The following is a 16,547-nucleotide window of genomic DNA, read 5'->3' as shown; positions in this document are numbered from 1 at the left end:
ACCTCGCCCCCATGACTCCGGAGCCCGCCCGCACCTCCCCCCGTCCGCTCTTCTACGTCGCGGCGCTCCTCCTCCTCGCCCTCGATCAGGCGACGAAGGCGTGGGCGTTGGCGAACTTCGTCGTGCGGGACCGCGAGGTGATCCCCGATTGGCTCAACCTCACGCTGGCTTGGAATACCGGGATCGCCTTCAGCCTCTTCCGGGGGAACAACGGGTGGCTCCTCGCCATCGTCGGCCTCTTCATCGCCGTCGGCCTCTTCTACGCCCGGAAGATCGACTGGCGGCCCCGGGAGACGAACCTCCTCTTCGCCCTCCTGCTGGCCGGGGCCTTCGGGAACCTGGTCGACCGGGTCCGGCACGGGGCCGTCGTCGACTTCATCGACGTCCATGCGGGGGTCCACCACTGGCCGACCTTCAACGTCGCCGACAGCTGCATCACCGTCGGCGCAGGGATCCTCGTCTTCCAGGCCCTCTTCCCGCCCGTCCGTCCTCCGGCAAAGAAAAGTTGATCGACGCCCCCGCGATAGTAGATTTCTTTATGGCCCTGCTTGCTTCTCCCCCCCGTACCTTCTCCCCGCTCCAGGAACGGATCTTGCGACTCAAGAAGGAGAAGAACGCCGTCCTCCTCGCCCACAACTACCAGGTGGGGGAGATCCAGGACGTCGCCGATTTCGTCGGCGATTCCCTCGGCCTCTCCTACAAGGCCCAGGAGACCGATGCCGACTGGATCGTCTTCTGCGGCGTCCACTTCATGGCCGAGACCGCGAAGATCGTGAACCCCTCGAAGCGGGTCATCATCCCCGACCTCGACGCCGGATGCTCCCTGGCCGACTCGTGCCCCGCCGACAAGCTCGCCGCCTACCTGGCTGCGAACAAGGCCGCCGACGGGCGCGAACTCTACGTCGTCTCCTACATCAACTGCACGGCGGGCGTGAAGGCCCTCAGCGACGTGATCTGCACCTCGGGCAACGCGGTGAACATCGTCAACCGGATCCCCGCCGACCGGGAAATCCTCTTCGCCCCCGACCGCAACCTCGGCGAGTGGGTCCACGAGAAGACGGGCCGCCCGATGCGCTACTGGGACGGGAACTGCTACCTCCACGTCGAGTTCACCCACGCCAGCCTCACGAAGATCCGCGCTGCCCATCCCGACGCCCCCATCGTCGCCCATCCCGAGTGCACCCGCCCCGTCCGCCTCCTGGCCGACGAGGTCTGCTCGACCGAGAAGATGGTCCACTACTGCCGCGACAGCGCCGCCCCCGCCTTCATCATCGCGACCGAATCGGGGATGCTGGAGCGCCTCCGCCGGGAACTTCCCCACAAGGAATTCATCCCCGCCCCGACCGACCTCTGCGCCTGCGCCGACTGCCGCTTCATGAAGCAGATCACGCTGGAAAAGCTCGCCGCCTCCCTGGAGACCGGCAACCCCGAGATCGTCCTCGACCCCGAGGTGGCCCGCAAGGCGCTCCCTTCGCTGGAGCGGATGCTGGAGTGGAGCCGGTAGGGGCGGTTTGGTTTAAGATAGCCGGTCAGCCCGTGTTTCCTTGACCCCGAAGGGGTCAAAGCCGGTAGCCGGTGGTTGAGGCCAAGAGCCGACACCACCGGTTTGCACCAGGTCGGAAAATCGCCCTGGAAAGAAGAGGGCCTTTTCATGATTCCGACCAGGGCGATCTCCTTGCCGCTCCGCTTGCAAGTGCGCTCCGGCTTGGCCTTTCCGGAAAGAGAGCCTGCGGGCGGAGCGCGATTCCATTTGCGTCGTACCGGTGGTGTCGCTCCGCTCAACCACCGGCTACCGGCTTTGATCCCTCCGGGATCATCCTGAAGTTCATTGCCCCAGCCGCATGTCGGAATCCCAATACCCGAAGAGGAGCAGCGCAATCAGCCCCAGATAAAGCAAAGCCATGGCCACCCGCTTCCCCGGATGGGTCGCGTAGTACGCCACCATTTCCGGGGTTCCCCGTTCGAGGAACGTCTTCTTCACCCGGGGGACGGCGTAGAAGAGAACGAGAAGGACGATGAAGATCGCCCCCCAGGAGTGGAAGTAGAAGACCGCCCCGCCGAGGAGGAGCAGGCCGACGAACCAGAACCACGGGGAGACGGCGGCGCAGATCCGCCCGCCGTCGAGCGGCGGGACGGGGATAAGGTTGAAGAGGTTGAGGATGAAGCTCGCCGAGGCGACGGCCATCAGCCAGGGAAGGTCGAGCCAGAGGGCGACGGCCCAGCCGATCCACGAGCCGAGCGCGCCCGCCAGCGGCCCGCCGTAGGCCATCAGCGCCTCGGTCCAGGCGTCCCGGGGATGTTCCTTCATCGTGATCGAGGCGCCGACGAAGGGAATGAAGAGGGGGGCGCTGACGGGCAGCCCGAGCCACTTCGCGGCGACGACATGGCCCATCTCGTGGACGAAGAGGAGGCCGACGAAGCCCGCCGCGAAGCGCCATCCGTAGAGCCACGAGTAGACCCAGATCATGAGGAGCATCGAGAGGCTCGTCTTGAGCGACTTCAAGACGAGGAAGCCGTACTTCAAGGCCATGATGCCGAGGGCGACGATCCAGCCGAAGAGCCCCTTCGCTTTTTCCTTCGGCGCGGAAGGCGGGAGGGGCTGGGGAGTTTCGAGCGGCTCGGTCATGGCCACGAGGTTAGCGCGGGGCGGGGGCCTTGAAATCAAAAAGCCGCTTCCCGAAGGAAGCGGCTTGGATGAAAGGCGAGGCGGGCTTAGGCCAACTTCTCGAGTGCCTCGATGCGGTCTTCGAGGGGGGGGTGGCTCGCCCAGATGTGGGTGGTGCTCGGCTTGCCGCTGATCTTGAAGTTGCTGAGGGCGGGGGCGCGGTCGTCGTAGATGAAGTCGCTCTCGGTGATCTGCTTCAGCCGCTTCAGGGCGGCGATCATCGGTCCCTTGCCCTCGAGGCGGGCGGCGCCGGCGTCGGCCTTGAACTCGCGGCTGCGGGAGTAGGCGAGGACGACGAGGCTGGCCAGGACGCCGAGGCAGATCTGGGTGACGAACTGGCCGATCATGAAGCCGATCCCGGGGCCGCGGTCCTCGTCGCGGCCGTTGCTGAGGGCGCGGTCGACGGCGAAGGCGATGATGTAGGAGAAGAAGACGACGAAGGTGTTCAGGATCCCCTGGAGGAGGGTCATGGTGACCATGTCGCCGTTGGAGACGTGGGTCATCTCGTGGGCGAGGACGCCCTCGGCTTCCTCGCGGGTCATGACGCGAAGGAGGCCGGAGCTGACGGCGACGAGGGAGTTGCTGCGGGAGGGGCCGGTGGCGAAGGCGTTGACCTCGGGGCTCTCGTAGATGCCGACCTCGGGCATGGCGACGCCGACCTTGGCGGCCTGGCGGCGGACGGTGTCGACGAGCCATTCCTCGGTCTCGTTTTCGGGGGAGGTGATGACCTCGATGTTGTAGCTCATCTTCGCGATCCACTTCGAGATGGCGAGGGAGATGAAGCTGCCGGTGAAGCCGACGACGAGGGAGAAGCCGAAGAGCGTGGTGTAGTTCAGCCCGTTGGCGGTGATGAAGCGATCCAGGCTGAAGAGGTGGATCACGATCATCATGACCGCGAGGATCGCGATGTTCGTGAGGATAAAGAGGAAGATGCGTTTCATGGTGTTTCTACTTTAGTCGACCCCCACGGGCGGGCAAGAGTAACACGATTTCCTCGTCGTTACCTATTGGGCCGCAACGGGAAAAAGCGTTAGGCCCTTAAGGATGTCGAGGGCGCGGAGGAGGGCGGTGTCCTGGAGGGGAAGGGGTTCGTCGGCGGTCGCGCGGGCGGGGGAGGTGAGGTAGTCGGCGATCTCGGGATTCTCCTCGTGGACGAGGGAGGCCTCGTTCATATGATGCCGGAGAGGGGCTTCGACGAGGCCTTTCGCTGCCGGGCCGAGGGCGATCTGGGCGAGGATCTCCTGCTCGGCCTTGTCGTCGATGTAGAGGGAGATGTCGGGGGTGGCCGGTTGGCCGAGGAGGGAGATGCCGTCGGGAAGGGTGGCGACGGCGGTGGCGACGCGGACGATCGAAGGGGGGGTGGTGTCGAGGGCGACGCTTTCGAGCAGGGCGCTCGAATCGGAGGGGGTTCGCCCGATGAGGATCGCCCCGGCCTCGCGGCGGAGGAGGGTGGCGAGGGTGGCGGCGGCCCCGCCGGTCTGGGGATTGACGAGGACGACGAGGGTGCCGGGGAAGAGCGGAGTGATGGGGAAGCTGTCCGGGGCGATGGCGGAGAAGACCTGCTCGGGGCCGCGGAGCGATTGGAGGGAGAAGAGGGGATGGACGGCACCCGTCGCCTGGGGAGGGACGAAGTAGGAGGCGATCCGGGCGGCGACGTCGAAGTCGGCTTTCGCGGCGGCGTTGTTGTTCCGCAGGTCGAGGACGAGGCCGGGGAGTTTCTTCGTCCAGTACCAGGTGCCGATCTCGGTATCGAGGGCGGTCCAGTTTTTCCCTTTCTCCAGGTTGAAGTTCCGCAGCCGCCAGAATCCGACGTTGCCCGGGAGGACTTCGGTCCGGATCGGCAAGGCGGCGGGGAGGGGGGAGCCGACGAAGACGCCGGGGGGCAGGACGCCTTCGGGCCGATTCTTCAGGGCGGCGGGATTGTAATAGAGGCGGTCGAGGACGGGGCCGATCTTTTGCGCCGTCTCGGGGGCGAAGGGGAGCGGTTTGAGGGCGGCAAAAGCAGGGAAAGCGCAGGCCAGGAACAGCGAGAGCCATCCCGTTGCCCGTGCCATGCTGGTCCGCCCCATCGCCTAGCTCCCGATGTGGGCCTTCGCCCCGATGTCCCGGCGGTAGATCATGCCGGGGAAGGAGATCCCGTCGATCCCGGCGTAGGCGTTCTTCCGGGCGGTCTCGAAGTCCTTGCCCCACGCCGTGACGGCGGCGACGCGCCCCCCGGAGGTGACGATCTCGCCCTTCTTCCCGACCTTGGTCCCCGCGTGGAAGACGGCGGTCTCCTTCGCGGTGACGGGGGTGGTGAAGCCGGGGCCGGTGATGACGCCGCCGAGCTGCGGGTCTTCGGGATAGCCGGGCGCGCCGAGGACGACGGTGACGGCGGAGAGGGCGTTGAACTTCAGCGGCAGGTCGCCGAGTTCCCGCTTCGCGACGGCGGCGGCGATGTCGAGGAGGGGGGTCTCCAGCAGGGGGAGGACGGCCTGGGTCTCGGGATCGCCGAGGCGGACGTTGATCTCGAGCATCTGCGGCCCGGTCGGCGTCAGCATCAATCCGGCGTAGAGGACGCCCTGGTAGTCGATCCCCTCGGCGCGGAGGGCGGCGAGGATCGGCTTCAGGACCGTCTCGACGATCTCGTTCTTCGTCGCCTCGGTGAGGAAGCGGGCGGGGGCGTAGGCCCCCATGCCGCCGGTGTTCGGGCCGGTGTCGCCCTCGCCGACCCGCTTGTGGTCCTGGGCGAGGGGGAGGAGCTGGAGGGCGGTGCCGTCGGTGATGGCGAGGAAGGAGACCTCGGGGCCGGTGAGGCATTCCTCGATCACGATCCGCTTGCCCGCGTCGCCGAAGACCCGCTTCTCCATGATCTGCCAGATCGCGAGGGCGGCCTCGCCGGGGGTCTGCGCGATGATGACGCCCTTGCCCGCCGCGAGGCCGTCGGCCTTGATCACCTGGGGATAGCCGCCCTGGGTCCCGGTCCCTTCCTTCTGGCCCAGCTTCTGGCTGTAGGCGTAGGCGGCGAGGGGATCGCTGAAGTCGGCGCCGGCGGCGGTGGGGATGTGGTAATTCTGGAAGAGGCGCTTCGTGAGGACCTTGCTCGCCTCGAGCTGGGCGGCCTTCCGGTTCGGGCCGAAGACGCGGAAGCCTTTTTCGTGGAGGCGGTCGGCGAGGCCGAGGCAGAGCGGGGCCTCGGGACCGACGAAGGTGAAGGTCGGCTGCTCCTTCTCCGCCCAGGCGACGAGGGCGTCGATGTCGGTGGCGGCGATCGGGAGGTTGGTGCCGAGGGCGGACGTCCCGGCGTTGCCGGGGGCGATGAAGAGCCCGGTGACGCGGGGATCCTTGCGGAGGTGCCAGGCGAGGGCATGTTCGCGGCCGCCGCCGCCGATGAGGAGAACTTTCATGAGTGGGGAAAAGGGGAGGGGTGCCGGGCGCCTTGTTTATTGGGCCTTCGGCGGATAATCGAGGACGTAGATCGTCGGCTCCTTCGGGAGGCCGGTGGCGTTCAGGGTGATCTCCCCGGCGCCGACGTGCTTCACGGGCCCCTTCCATCCCGCGAGGAATTCCTCGAGGGAACGGAGGTCGAGGGCGCTCGAATATTGGGTCTTGAAGCAGATCGGGATGATGATGCGGGCGTTGAGGTCGCCGACGATGCGGGCGAGGTCGGCCGGGGTCAGGTCCTTGTTGCCGATGGGGAGGAAGAGGACGTCGGCGGTTCCGATCTCCTCCCGCTGGGAGGCCGTGGGGATGTGGCCGATGTAGCCGAGGTGGACGATGCGGATGCCGTCGATGGTGAAGCCGAAGACGGTGTTCGTCCCGCCCCGCGCGCCCTGCTCCTTGTCGAGGTAGGTGCGGGTGCCGCGGAACATGAGGCCGCGCGCGTTGTTCAGGCCGATGCCGGTGACGCTGCGGAAGGCCTGGGGCGCACCGAAGAGGCGGGAGCTGGCGTTGTGGTCCTCGCGCTCGCAGCTCGCCAGGACGATGTCGGCGGGGAGACGGTCGGGGAAGGGATAGCGGACCGTCTCCTCGCCGTAGGGATCGAGGGCGATGCGGACCCCCGTCGTCGTGATGACGTAGGCGAAGCCGTGGCCGTAGTAACGGAGGGTGAGGGGCTGCGTCGGAAGTGGGGTGAATTGGCCCTTCGAGTCGGAGCAGCCGGTGAGGAACGGGAGAACGAGGGCGGCGAGGCAGGAGAGGGCCGCCGCAAAGGGGATCCGAAGACGCATCGGAGGAGGCTAGTGACGAAGGGGGTGAAAAGCAAGTGGGAGCGAGCGAGGGTAGCTGGGCTCGGTGGGACTTGAACCCACACTCCTTTCGGAACCAGAACCTAAATCTGGCGTGTCTGCCATTTCACCACGAGCCCGTGGGAGTCGCCGATTCTACACGCGAAGGGGGAGGAGGTCACACGGATTCGTCGGGGAGGGGCGTTCACTATCCCTTCACCTCCCCTTTTCCCCCGCGCCAGAAAAACCAAGCCAGCGTCCCGATCCAGGCCAAAAGTCCCGCCCCGTAGAGCCAGCCGAGTGCGGCGAGGCTTCCCGGGGCGAGGTGGGGGACGGGGAGCCGGTTCGCCCGGGCAAGCTCCCGATGCATGAGGAGGAGCCAGAGGAGATTGAACGCCGCGATCCAAAAGCCATGCTCGAAGAGGAAGCGGCAGGCGCGGGCGTGGTTTCCCGGCTGGTGCCAGTAATCGGCCCGGGGGACGTTCAGGGCCGAAGGGGGAAAGAGCCGGATCGAGTAGCAGGTGGCGATGAGGAAGAGGCTCATCCCGAAGCCGAGGCCGCCGAAGGAGATCAGATGGGCGCGGAGCGGGAGGAATCCGTCGGCGCGTCCCGCCGCATCGAAGTGGCTGGCCACGGTCTCGGGAAGGGTCGCCGCGTCGTGGGCCAGCGAGAGGCCGAAGAGGAGCGCCGTCAGGAGGAAGGCGATGCGGGGGAGGGTGAGGCGCATGGGCGCGGGGAACCATGCTGGTTGTTGCAAAAGAGGCAAGCCCGATCCATGATAAGGGGATGTCGTCCGATCCCGCGCCCCCCTCCGTTTCTGCCCCGACCGCCGCGGGTCGGCTCTTCGTCGTCGGCACCCCGATCGGGAACCTGGAAGACATCACCCTCCGCGCCCTCCGCGTCCTGAAGGAGGCCGACCTCGTCGCCGCCGAGGACACCCGCCATTCGATCCACCTGCTGAACCATTTCGAGATCAAGAAGCCCCTCGTCAGCTACCACCAGTTCAACGAGGCGAAGCGGGTCGCCGAGTTCCGGGAACACTTCGCCCACGGGAAGAACATCGCCCTCATCAGCGATGCCGGGATGCCCGGCATCTCCGATCCGGGGGAGCGCCTCATCCGGTCGTGCGTCGAGGCCGGGATCACCGTCGAGGTCGTCCCGGGGCCGTCGGCGGTCCTCCAGGCCCTCGTCGGCGCGGGGTTCCCGATGGTGCCGTTCCATTTCGGGGGATTCCTCCCGCCGAAGTCGGGCGGGCGGCGGCGGGAGATGGAGGAGGCGGCGGCCCGTCCCTCGACCTCGGTCTATTTCGAGTCCCCCCACCGCCTCGTCCGCGCCCTGGCCGACGCGCTGGAGGTGATCCCGGAACGGGAGCTCTGCGTGGCGCGGGAACTGACGAAGAAGTTCGAGGAAATCCGGCGCGGCACCCCGGCCGAGCTCCTGGCCCATTACGAGGCCCACGCGCCGCGCGGCGAAGTCTGCCTCGTCATCCGGGGGGCCGACGCGAAGGAACTCCGCGAGGCGGCGAAGGAGGCGGCCCGCGAGGCCCGCTTCTCAGAGAAGGAGTCGAAAAAAGACTCGCAAGAGGCCGCCGGGGAGCTACTTGATTAAAGGGAACTGCGCCATGCGTCTTCTCTTCCCCCTTTTCCCCGCGCTTGCGGTGACTCTTTTTGCGACTCTCGTTGCGGCCCTTCTTCCGCTCCTCGGCCGTGCCGAGGACCCGGCCCCGCTCCCCGCCTCGCCCTCCGCCCCCGTCGCCACCTCGGCCTCGCCCGACCAGCTTCCCCGTCCGGCGTCGATCAACGAGCCCCCGCCGCTGACGCTCGACCCCCGCATCCGGGTGATGAAGATCCACGAGGTCCGCAATGACGAGACCTACAATCCCCACCGCAACGAGGCCCTCGAATTCGAGAAGAGCTACTGGAACTACGGCGCGATCACCGCGGCGCAGAAGGAGGCCGTCCGGGGTCAGATCTACGTCATCAGCTGGCGCAACGACGGCCCGCCCGACCGCTTCAGCGCCCGCTTCGAGTACCGGCAGACCAAGACCCGGGACCAGATCAAGGTCCAGACCCTCGACAACCCGGCGGTCAACGGGAACGTCCGCTCCATCTTCAAGGTGACCGGCGCCGAATACCGGCAGGACGGCCCCGTCGTCAGCTGGCGCTTCACCGTCTGGCGCGGGAACCGGATCGTGGGCGAGGAAAAATCGTTCATCTGGTAAGGAAACCGCCGGTCCCCATCGTCCCTTGATTCCATGACTTTCTTCGCCGCTACCACGCTCTTCCTCTCCCAGGCTGCCGCCGCCGCCCCCGGCGACGGTGCCACCTCGGGCCTCCCCCTCTCCCTCACCAGCGGGGAGACCCTCGGCCTCTTCGCCGTGATGCAGCAGGGCGGGCCGCTGATGTGGCCGATCCTCGCATGCAGCGTCGTCACAGCGGCGATCTTCGCCGAACGCTTCCTCTATTACCGCCGCTGCCGCATCGCCGTCCCGGAGTTCCTCTCCGGCATCGCGAACCTCCTCCGCCGGGGCCTCCACCGCGAGGCGCTGGAGCGGTGCGAGGAGGGCTACGGCCCCGTCTCCCGCGTCGTGCGGCAGGCGATCCTCGCCCGGGAACTCCCGCCGACCGAGCTGCGCGAGGTCGTCCGCGAGGTCGCCCTCCTCCAGCAGCCCCGCCTGGAGACCCACCTCGGCGTCCTCGCCGGGATCGGCCAGATCGCGCCCCTCCTCGGCCTCCTCGGGACCGTCACCGGGATGATCGACGCCTTCATCGAGATCGGCCGCGCGGGCGGCAGCACCTCGGTCGGGGAGCTCGCCTCCGGGGTCTGGACGGCCCTCATCACCGCCGCTGCGGGCCTCGCCGTCGCCATCCCCTCCTACGCCGCCTATAACTTCCTCGTCTCCCGGATGAACACCATCCTCGGCGACATGGAGCGGGCGGGCATCGAGACGATCCACGTCCTGACGAGCGTGAATATCCGGGGCGGCGGCGTCCCGCCCGAGCCGGCCCCGCTCGCCGCCATCGCCCCCGTGGCGGCCTCCTTCACGCCCCAGGCTCCTTCCTATTCGGCCTCGGCCCCGGCCCCCGCTTCCTTCCCTCCCGCCGATACCGTGCCGGTGCCCCTCCCTCCGAACTCGGGCGGCGTCACCCCGATCCAGACATGAGCCTCGGCCCGGGCGCGAATTCCAATTCCAATGCGAGCCCCTCCGCGGGGCTCCGCCTGCCGCGCCGCTACGCCTACGCGCGGGGCCCGGTCGATGCCGCGCCGCTGCTCAACGTCATCCTCCTCCTCTTCATCTTCTTCGCCCTCGGCTCGGCCTTCGTCCTCCAGCCCGGCATCAAGGTCGACCTCCCCCGCAGCCCCTTCGTCATGGGCGCCCCGGCGCAGAGTTCGATCCTCACCCTCCTGGCCGGGCCCGACAAGCGGGACCCCGCGACCGGGCTGATGGGGCCGGGCGAGGCGCTCCTCTTCTTCAACGACGAGGCCCTCACCCTTGCCGACCTCCCCGCCCGGCTCGACGCCGTCGGCGGAGCCCGGGGGATGGAAAGCCGGACCCTCCTCATCCGTGCCGACCACTCCGTGCCGAACGGCCTCCTCGTCGACGTCATGAACCTCGCCATGGCCCGGAAATGGGCCGTGATCCTCGCCGCGCAGCCGCCCGCGGGGGGGGCGGGAGCCTCTGCCGGGGGCTCGTCCTCCCAGGCGCCCAAGGGGGGAGGTGCCGCCCCGGCTTCCAACTCCAATGTGGGACCCTAAACATTTCCACTTCCTCGGCGAGGCCCTGGAGGCCGTTCCCGAAGAGCGGCGGCGGTTGGGGATCCTGATCCTCCTCGTGCTCGTCCTCCACGGGGCGGGCTTCCTCGCCCTCCGCGTCGCCTATCCCGAGTCGTCCCCCGTCATCAGCCCCTCCCGGCAGCGCCTGATGATCTATTCCCCCGCGCCCGGCGGCTCCCGCATGCCGACCGTCGCCGACATCGGATTCTGGAGCCGGATCGACGACCCGAGCCTCGTCGTCTTCCCGCCCGACGTCACGACCCTCCCCGAGGAGGCCCGGGGAGGGTCCGCGCGCTACCATCCCTCCGGGGAGACCGACGCGACCGCCGCCGGGGCCGGGGAGAAGCCCGGATGGGGCGGGGGCCCGACGCCGTCGGCCCCCCAGGCGCTCGTCGCCCTCGAGCCCGACGTCCGCCTCCTGCCCGACACCCTGCCTCCCCTCGCGCAGCGGGCGGCCGACGCCCTCGCCGTCGCCGGGCCGAAGCAGGTCTTCCGCTACAACTTCTCCCCCTTCACCCCCGCCGCCCCGGGGACCTCGGTCCGCTGGGACGGGGCCTTCGCCTCCCGCGCCCCGGCGAAGTGGGTCCTCCCCGGCGTCACCTCGGACCTCCTCCCCGAGGCCGGGGTCACCGTCCTCCGCCTCGCCGTCGACGGGGAGGGGAAGGTCTCCCACGTCCTCGTCGAGGAAAGCTGCGGCAATTCGGAGACCGACCTCACGGCGGTCCTTTCGGCCCGCCGCCTCCGCTTCGCCCCCGTTTCCGGCGACGCTCCGGCCCCCCTCGCGTGGGGGAACGCCACCGTCTATTGGCGCTTCGTCCCCAAGGGCGGCGCGGCCGCAGCAAACGCATCGGGAGGTGGCGCAACTCCTTCCGCCGGAACGGAGAAAACGCCGTGACGCTCTTTCTCAGCTCCGTTTTTTTTGTCTACGTTGCGGTTTTTCTTGCAGTCGTTTCCCTCGCATGGTTGTTTTCTGGATGGCAAAAGCGTCGTTCGGAAAAAGCAGGGTTCTCCCCCCTCGCGTGCGGCTGCTGCGGTGCGCCAATTCTCCTTGCGGAACCCCTGTTGCGGGTCCGTTGTCCCCATTGCGGGGCAGTGCAGGAGACGCATCGTTTGGAACGTCTGCCGACGTCCGAGGCCTCTAAAAAATAGCAACGCGACAGCAGCAACGAACCCCAACTCTTAAACTATTTACTACTATGGGAATGTGGATTGGCCGCAATAGAAAAGCCCGCGTCACCTACGGTTTCGACGAAATCGCCTTGGTCCCCGGAGAAGTCACGATCAACCCGAACGAGGTCGACACCTCCTTCGAGATCCCCCGCCCCCACGGCGCGGCCCCGATCAAGCTGAAGATCCCGATCATCGCCAGCGCGATGGACGGCGTCACCGACGTCCGCTTCTGCATCGAGATGGGCAAGCTCGGCGGCCTCGGCGTCATCAACCTCGAAGGCATCCAGACCCGCTACGAGAACCCCCGCGAGGTCCTCGACGAAATCGTCAAGGCCGACAAGGCGAACGTCACCGAGCTCATCCAGAAGCTCTACCTCGCCCCCATCAAGGAGGAGCTCATCTCCCGCCGCATCAAGGAACTGAAGGACGCGGGCGTCCTCGCCGCCGTCTCCTCGATCCCCCAGAAGGCCGACCGCTACGGCGCGATCGCCCAGGAGGCCGGGGCCGACGTCTTCGTCGTCCAGTCGACGGTCAGCACCGTCCGCCACGTCTCGACGGAGTACAAGTCCCTCGACCTCGCCGGGTTCTGCAAGAACATGAAGGCCCCCGTCATCATCGGCAATGCGGTGACCTACAACGTCGTCCTCGAGCTCATGCAGCACGGCGTCTCCGGCGTCCTCATCGGCGTCGGCCCGGGCGCGGCCTGCACCTCGCGCGGCGTCCTCGGCCTCGGGGTTCCCCAGGTCACGGCGACCGTCGATTCCGCGGCGGCCCGCGACGCCTACCACAAGAAGACCGGCCGCTACGTCCCGATCATCACCGACGGCGGCATGTCGAAGGGCGGCGACGTCTGCAAGGCCCTCGCGGCCGGCTCCGACGCCGTCATGGTCGGCTCCGCCTTCGCCCGCGCCGAGGAAGCCCCCGGCCGCGGCAACCATTGGGGCATGGCGACGCCCCACGCGAACCTCCCCCGCGGCACCCGCGTCCAGGTCGGCGTCACCGGCTCGGTGAAGCAGATCCTCTTCGGCCCCGCGACGGTCGACGACGGCTCCCAGAACCTGGTCGGCGCGATCGCCACCTGCATGGGCAACGTCGGCGCCGCCACGATCCGCGAATTCCAGGAAACCGAGATCATCATCGCCCCCTCGATCAAGTCCGAGGGCAAGCTCTTCCAGATGGTTCAGTCGGTCGGCATGGGCACCAAGTAATTGGCTCCCGTCCTCTCCTAACCTCCGCGCCCCACCCGTCATGTCGACCCGCATTCTGATCCTCGACTTCGGCTCCCAATACACCCAGCTCATCGCCCGGCGTATCCGGGAGCTCCACGTCTACTCGGACATCGTGCGGTTCGACACGCCGGCCTCGGTCGTCGCCTCGCTGCGGCCCGCCGGGATCATCCTCTCCGGCGGCCCCTCCAGCGTCTACGGCAAGGGCGCGCCCCTGCCCGACGCCCGGATCTTCGAGCTCGGCATCCCGATCCTCGGCATCTGCTACGGCCTCCAGCTGATGGGGAAGTTCCTCGGCGGCGAGGTCGAGAAGAGCGACCGGCGCGAGTACGGCCACGGCGAGATCGAGGTCGTGAAGCCCTGCGCCCTCTTCGCCGGATTGCCGAAGAAGATCGCCGTCTGGAACAGCCACGGCGACCACCTCACGAAGCTCCCCAAGGGCTTCGTCACCTTCGCCAAGACCGCGAACGCGCCCCAGGCCGCCATCGGCGACGCAAAGAGGAACCTCTACGGCATCCAGTTCCACCCCGAGGTCGTCCACACGCCGAAGGGGCAGAAGATCATCTCGAACTTCGTCCTGAAGGTCGCCAAGGCGAAGCCCGACTGGACCATGGTCTCCTTCATCGACCAGACCTGCGCCGAGATCCGCAAGACCGTCGGCAAGGAGAAGGTCATCCTCGGCCTCTCCGGCGGGGTCGATTCCTCCGTCGCCGCCGCCCTCATCCACAAGGCGATCGGCAAGCAGCTCGAATGCATCTTCGTCGACAACGGCCTCCTCCGGAAGGGCGAGCGCGCCAAGGTCGAGGAAGTCTTCGGCAAGCACCTGAAGCTGAAGCTCCACACCGTCGACGCCTCGGCGGTCTTCCTCCGGAAGCTCAAGGGGGTCACCGATCCCGAGAAAAAGCGGAAGATCATCGGCGGCGAGTTCATCCGCGTCTTCGAGCAGGCCAAGAAAAAGGTCGGCCAGGCGAAGTTCCTCGCCCAGGGGACCCTCTACCCCGACGTCATCGAGAGCGTCGCCATCGCGGGCAACCCCGCCGCCCTCATCAAGAGCCACCACAACGTCGGCGGCCTCCCGAAGGACATGAAGTTCAAGCTCGTCGAGCCGCTCCGGCAGCTCTTCAAGGACGAGGTCCGCGAAGTCGGCGACAAGCTCGGCCTCCCGAAGGAGATCGTCTGGCGCCATCCCTTCCCCGGCCCCGGCCTCGGCGTCCGCTGCCTCGCCCCCATCGAGAAGCGGAACCTCGACATTCTCCGAGAGGCCGACGCCATCGTCATCCAGGAGATGAAGTCGAGCGGCTGGTACGAGAAGGTCTGGCAGGCCTTCGCCGTCCTCCTTCCCTGCCGCAGCGTCGGCGTCATGGGCGACGAGCGGACCTACGACTACACCGTCGTCGTCCGTGTCGTCCAGAGCCAGGACGGGATGACCGCGAACTGGGTCCACCTGCCCCACGACCTCCTCGGCCGGATCTCGAGCCGGATCATCAACGAGGTCCGCGGCGTGAACCGCGTCGCCTACGACATTTCCTCCAAGCCGCCCGCCACGATCGAATGGGAGTAGGGCGGCGTCCCCGCCCGATCTCCCGACGGGCTTGTCTTGTCCAGTGAAGCACCCAGGAAGGAACCCATGAGCAAAGCCCGCATCGGAACCGGAATCGACGCGATTCCCTTCCGCCTCCTCGACACGCGCAACCCGAAGGACGCCTCGGAGCTCCGCTCCCTGAACCGCTTCGCCGAGCCCGAGCGGAGCCTCTCCCTCGCCGTCGCCGAGATCATCGGCCGCATCCGCGCCGAGGGCGACGCGGGCCTCGTCAACCTGACGCGGAAGTTCGACAACGTCGTCCTCACCCCGCGCACCCTCCGCCTTTCCGGTCCCGCCCCGAAGGTCTCCGCCGAGGTCGTCCGCCTCTGCGCCTACTCGCTGAAGAACATCGTCGCCTTCTCCAAGGGCGGCATCCCGAAGAACCGGACCCTCCGCAACCAGGAAGGGGCCCGCGTCGGCGAGGTCTACCATCCCTTCCAGCGCGTCGGCATCTACGTCCCCGGCGGCACCGCCCCCCTCGTCTCCACCGCCCTCATGACCGTCGGCATCGCCAAGGCGGCCGGGGTGAAGGAGATCGTCGTCTGCACGCCGCCCCCGGTGAACAAGCACCTCCACTACGCCCTCCGCGCCTCGGGCGCGACGGAGATCTACCAGGTCGGCGGAGCCCACGCCATCGCCGCCCTCGCCTACGGGACGAAGACCATCGCCCGCGTCGAGAAGATCTTCGGCCCCGGCAACGGCTTCGTCGTCGAGGCGAAGCGGCAGGTCATCGGCGCCGTCGCCGTCGACCTCCTCCCGGGACCGAGCGAGATCGCCGTCGTCGCGGAGGAGCCGGCCCGCGCCGACTTCATCGCCGCCGACCTCCTTGCCCAGGCCGAGCACGGCTCCCACAGCCGCATCGTCTTCTTCACCCCCTCGGACAAGCTCCTCTCCGGCGTGGTGGCGGCGATCGAACGGCAGCTCCCGCTCCTCCCTCGGCGGAACTTCCTCGATGCCGTCCTGGCGCGGAACGCCCTCTTCGTCCGCACCCAGACCCTCGCCGAGGCCGTCGCCCTCGCGGAGGCTTATGCGCCTGAGCATCTCTCCCTCTTCGTCAAGAAGGCCGCCGCCCTCGCGCCGAAGATCCGGAACGCCGGGGCCGTCTTCATCGGGGAGAACTCCCCCGTCGCTGCAGGCGATTACCTCTCCGGCCCCAGCCACACCCTGCCGACCGGCGGCGCGGGCAAGTCGTTCGCCGGATTGACCATCGACCAGTTCTACAAGCGGGTCAGCCACATCGAATACAGCAAGGCCGCGATCCGCAAAGCTGCCCCCCTCATCGCCGCCCTCGCCCGCCTGGAACAGCTCGAGGCCCACGCCCGCTCCGCCGAGATTCGGAAGTGATTGCGCGAATAAGGTGGTGATGTGACCACGATGAAGTTCGTCTACTTCCTTATCCTTTGTTTCGGCTGTAATGGCGTGCTGGCCGATGAGCCCCGTTTTTTATGGGAAGACCCGGCTCGTTCTACTCTGGTGACAGCAACCAATCTTGTTGAAGTCAGCTTTGCCGTTGATGACAAGGGGGCGACTGAGGCGGGGTACACGATCTATGTTTTTTGGATGTCGAAGGAAAATGTTGGGTTCACTCGATTTATATGGGATTGGGCAGTTCAAGGCGGCAAGGGTCCTGAGTTAGACAGCAGTAATAAGGCTGCGGAATGTCTCAAGTTGCTCAAGGCCCTCGATCAGTCCAAGGTTATGCCGATCTCTTCCAATCAGATCATTGCGGTACGGGTTCGAGAGGGGGATGCGATACTTTCAAGACATTTCCCTATTGAAAGCATTCCATTCAATGTGCGGCAAATCATGATCTTGCTTGGCTTTAAGGAAGAGGATTTTAAGAAGTTCTCACGGCTTCATTTTATGTCCGATCCGTTAGTGGGGAAATGATGTCGGTTAAGATCGTCGTTTCATGGCCTGTGATT

17 protein-coding genes and 1 tRNA gene are annotated in these 16,547 nt (G+C 67.2%); 11 read left to right on the top strand and 7 right to left on the bottom strand.

Features of this window, described 5'->3' with window-relative positions; translation table 11 throughout:
- Positions 1–11 precede the first annotated feature (11 nt).
- Both lspA and nadA read left to right on the top strand, forming a co-directional pair.
- Positions 12–509, top strand: coding sequence for a signal peptidase II (gene lspA, locus BLU04_RS15590; protein ID WP_157895412.1), 498 nt, complete (start codon positions 12–14; stop codon positions 507–509).
- A gap of 29 nt (positions 510–538) precedes the next feature.
- Positions 539–1,504: a quinolinate synthase NadA gene (gene nadA, locus BLU04_RS15585; protein WP_093288107.1), complete on the top strand. Its 966-nt coding sequence runs from the start codon at positions 539–541 to the stop codon at positions 1,502–1,504.
- 321 nt (positions 1,505–1,825) lie between these two features.
- Here nadA and BLU04_RS15580 read toward each other — a convergent pair whose 3' ends face one another.
- From BLU04_RS15580 to BLU04_RS15550, 7 genes are all read right to left on the bottom strand, one after another.
- Positions 1,826–2,626, bottom strand: coding sequence for a site-2 protease family protein (locus BLU04_RS15580; protein WP_093288105.1), 801 nt, complete (start codon positions 2,624–2,626; stop codon positions 1,826–1,828).
- Positions 2,627–2,712: 86 nt separating this feature from the next.
- Positions 2,713–3,606 carry a protease HtpX gene (htpX, locus tag BLU04_RS15575; protein WP_093288103.1) on the bottom strand — a complete coding sequence of 298 codons (894 nt, stop codon included), beginning with the start codon at positions 3,604–3,606 and terminating at the stop codon, positions 2,713–2,715.
- A 63-nt stretch (positions 3,607–3,669) separates the two neighbouring features.
- Entirely contained in the window at positions 3,670–4,719 is a 1,050-nt protein-coding gene (locus BLU04_RS15570) for a S41 family peptidase (RefSeq protein WP_157895411.1), read from the bottom strand.
- A gap of 18 nt (positions 4,720–4,737) precedes the next feature.
- The gene (gene purD, locus BLU04_RS15565; protein WP_093288098.1) at positions 4,738–6,051 is read right to left on the bottom strand and encodes a phosphoribosylamine--glycine ligase; all 1,314 of its coding nucleotides are present in this window, start codon (positions 6,049–6,051) and stop codon (positions 4,738–4,740) included.
- A gap of 36 nt (positions 6,052–6,087) precedes the next feature.
- Positions 6,088–6,873 (bottom strand): MBL fold metallo-hydrolase, encoded by a 786-nt coding sequence (locus BLU04_RS15560; RefSeq protein ID WP_093288097.1) that lies wholly within the window; start codon positions 6,871–6,873, stop codon positions 6,088–6,090.
- 56 nt (positions 6,874–6,929) lie between these two features.
- Positions 6,930–7,010: transfer RNA gene (locus BLU04_RS15555), tRNA-Leu, on the bottom strand.
- 68 nt (positions 7,011–7,078) lie between these two features.
- Positions 7,079–7,597, bottom strand: coding sequence for a hypothetical protein (locus BLU04_RS15550; RefSeq protein ID WP_093288094.1), 519 nt, complete (start codon positions 7,595–7,597; stop codon positions 7,079–7,081).
- A 59-nt stretch (positions 7,598–7,656) separates the two neighbouring features.
- Here BLU04_RS15550 and rsmI point away from each other — a divergent pair, with 59 nt between their 5' ends.
- The 9 genes from rsmI to BLU04_RS15505 all read left to right on the top strand — a co-directional run bounded on the left by rsmI (position 7,657) and on the right by BLU04_RS15505 (position 16,512).
- Entirely contained in the window at positions 7,657–8,478 is an 822-nt protein-coding gene (gene rsmI / locus BLU04_RS15545; protein WP_093288092.1) for a 16S rRNA (cytidine(1402)-2'-O)-methyltransferase, read from the top strand.
- Positions 8,479–8,491: 13 nt separating this feature from the next.
- Positions 8,492–9,091: a hypothetical protein gene (locus BLU04_RS15540; protein ID WP_093288090.1), complete on the top strand. Its 600-nt coding sequence runs from the start codon at positions 8,492–8,494 to the stop codon at positions 9,089–9,091.
- 33 nt (positions 9,092–9,124) lie between these two features.
- Complete coding sequence (locus BLU04_RS15535) at positions 9,125–10,033, top strand: MotA/TolQ/ExbB proton channel family protein (RefSeq protein ID WP_093288087.1); 909 nt, start codon at positions 9,125–9,127, stop codon at positions 10,031–10,033.
- Positions 10,030–10,626, top strand: coding sequence for a biopolymer transporter ExbD (locus BLU04_RS15530; RefSeq protein ID WP_093288084.1), 597 nt, complete (start codon positions 10,030–10,032; stop codon positions 10,624–10,626). The genes BLU04_RS15535 and BLU04_RS15530 overlap by 4 nt, the downstream gene beginning before the upstream one ends.
- Complete coding sequence (locus tag BLU04_RS15525) at positions 10,613–11,539, top strand: hypothetical protein (protein ID WP_093288082.1); 927 nt, start codon at positions 10,613–10,615, stop codon at positions 11,537–11,539. The genes BLU04_RS15530 and BLU04_RS15525 overlap by 14 nt, the downstream gene beginning before the upstream one ends.
- A gap of 301 nt (positions 11,540–11,840) precedes the next feature.
- Entirely contained in the window at positions 11,841–13,022 is a 1,182-nt protein-coding gene (locus tag BLU04_RS15520) for a GuaB3 family IMP dehydrogenase-related protein (RefSeq protein ID WP_093288079.1), read from the top strand.
- Between the two features lie 40 nt (positions 13,023–13,062).
- The gene (guaA, locus tag BLU04_RS15515; protein ID WP_093288077.1) at positions 13,063–14,601 is read left to right on the top strand and encodes a glutamine-hydrolyzing GMP synthase; all 1,539 of its coding nucleotides are present in this window, start codon (positions 13,063–13,065) and stop codon (positions 14,599–14,601) included.
- A gap of 66 nt (positions 14,602–14,667) precedes the next feature.
- Positions 14,668–15,966 (top strand): histidinol dehydrogenase, encoded by a 1,299-nt coding sequence (gene hisD, locus BLU04_RS15510; RefSeq protein ID WP_093288074.1) that lies wholly within the window; start codon positions 14,668–14,670, stop codon positions 15,964–15,966.
- A 30-nt stretch (positions 15,967–15,996) separates the two neighbouring features.
- Positions 15,997–16,512: a hypothetical protein gene (locus BLU04_RS15505; RefSeq protein ID WP_093288071.1), complete on the top strand. Its 516-nt coding sequence runs from the start codon at positions 15,997–15,999 to the stop codon at positions 16,510–16,512.
- Positions 16,513–16,547: the final 35 nt, after the last annotated feature.

This window comes from Verrucomicrobium sp. GAS474, from assembly GCF_900105685.1.
GTDB lineage: Bacteria > Verrucomicrobiota > Verrucomicrobiia > Methylacidiphilales > GAS474 > GAS474.
This window is presented reverse-complemented; position numbering and strand designations above follow the sequence as displayed.

Bases quoted from the DNA above. Each gene is read 5' to 3' on its own strand.
- lspA (WP_157895412.1), top strand. From the start codon at position 12: ATGACTCCGGAGCCCGCCCGCACCTCCCCCCGTCCGCTCTTCTACGTC.
- nadA (WP_093288107.1), top strand. From the start codon at position 539: ATGGCCCTGCTTGCTTCTCCCCCCCGTACCTTCTCCCCGCTCCAGGAA.
- BLU04_RS15580 (WP_093288105.1), bottom strand. From the start codon at position 2,626: ATGACCGAGCCGCTCGAAACTCCCCAGCCCCTCCCGCCTTCCGCGCCG.
- htpX (WP_093288103.1), bottom strand. From the start codon at position 3,606: ATGAAACGCATCTTCCTCTTTATCCTCACGAACATCGCGATCCTCGCG.
- BLU04_RS15570 (WP_157895411.1), bottom strand. From the start codon at position 4,719: ATGGCACGGGCAACGGGATGGCTCTCGCTGTTCCTGGCCTGCGCTTTC.
- purD (WP_093288098.1), bottom strand. From the start codon at position 6,051: ATGAAAGTTCTCCTCATCGGCGGCGGCGGCCGCGAACATGCCCTCGCC.
- BLU04_RS15560 (WP_093288097.1), bottom strand. From the start codon at position 6,873: ATGCGTCTTCGGATCCCCTTTGCGGCGGCCCTCTCCTGCCTCGCCGCC.
- BLU04_RS15550 (WP_093288094.1), bottom strand. From the start codon at position 7,597: ATGCGCCTCACCCTCCCCCGCATCGCCTTCCTCCTGACGGCGCTCCTC.
- rsmI (WP_093288092.1), top strand. From the start codon at position 7,657: ATGTCGTCCGATCCCGCGCCCCCCTCCGTTTCTGCCCCGACCGCCGCG.
- BLU04_RS15540 (WP_093288090.1), top strand. From the start codon at position 8,492: ATGCGTCTTCTCTTCCCCCTTTTCCCCGCGCTTGCGGTGACTCTTTTT.
- BLU04_RS15535 (WP_093288087.1), top strand. From the start codon at position 9,125: ATGACTTTCTTCGCCGCTACCACGCTCTTCCTCTCCCAGGCTGCCGCC.
- BLU04_RS15530 (WP_093288084.1), top strand. From the start codon at position 10,030: ATGAGCCTCGGCCCGGGCGCGAATTCCAATTCCAATGCGAGCCCCTCC.
- BLU04_RS15525 (WP_093288082.1), top strand. From the start codon at position 10,613: ATGTGGGACCCTAAACATTTCCACTTCCTCGGCGAGGCCCTGGAGGCC.
- BLU04_RS15520 (WP_093288079.1), top strand. From the start codon at position 11,841: ATGGGAATGTGGATTGGCCGCAATAGAAAAGCCCGCGTCACCTACGGT.
- guaA (WP_093288077.1), top strand. From the start codon at position 13,063: ATGTCGACCCGCATTCTGATCCTCGACTTCGGCTCCCAATACACCCAG.
- hisD (WP_093288074.1), top strand. From the start codon at position 14,668: ATGAGCAAAGCCCGCATCGGAACCGGAATCGACGCGATTCCCTTCCGC.
- BLU04_RS15505 (WP_093288071.1), top strand. From the start codon at position 15,997: ATGAAGTTCGTCTACTTCCTTATCCTTTGTTTCGGCTGTAATGGCGTG.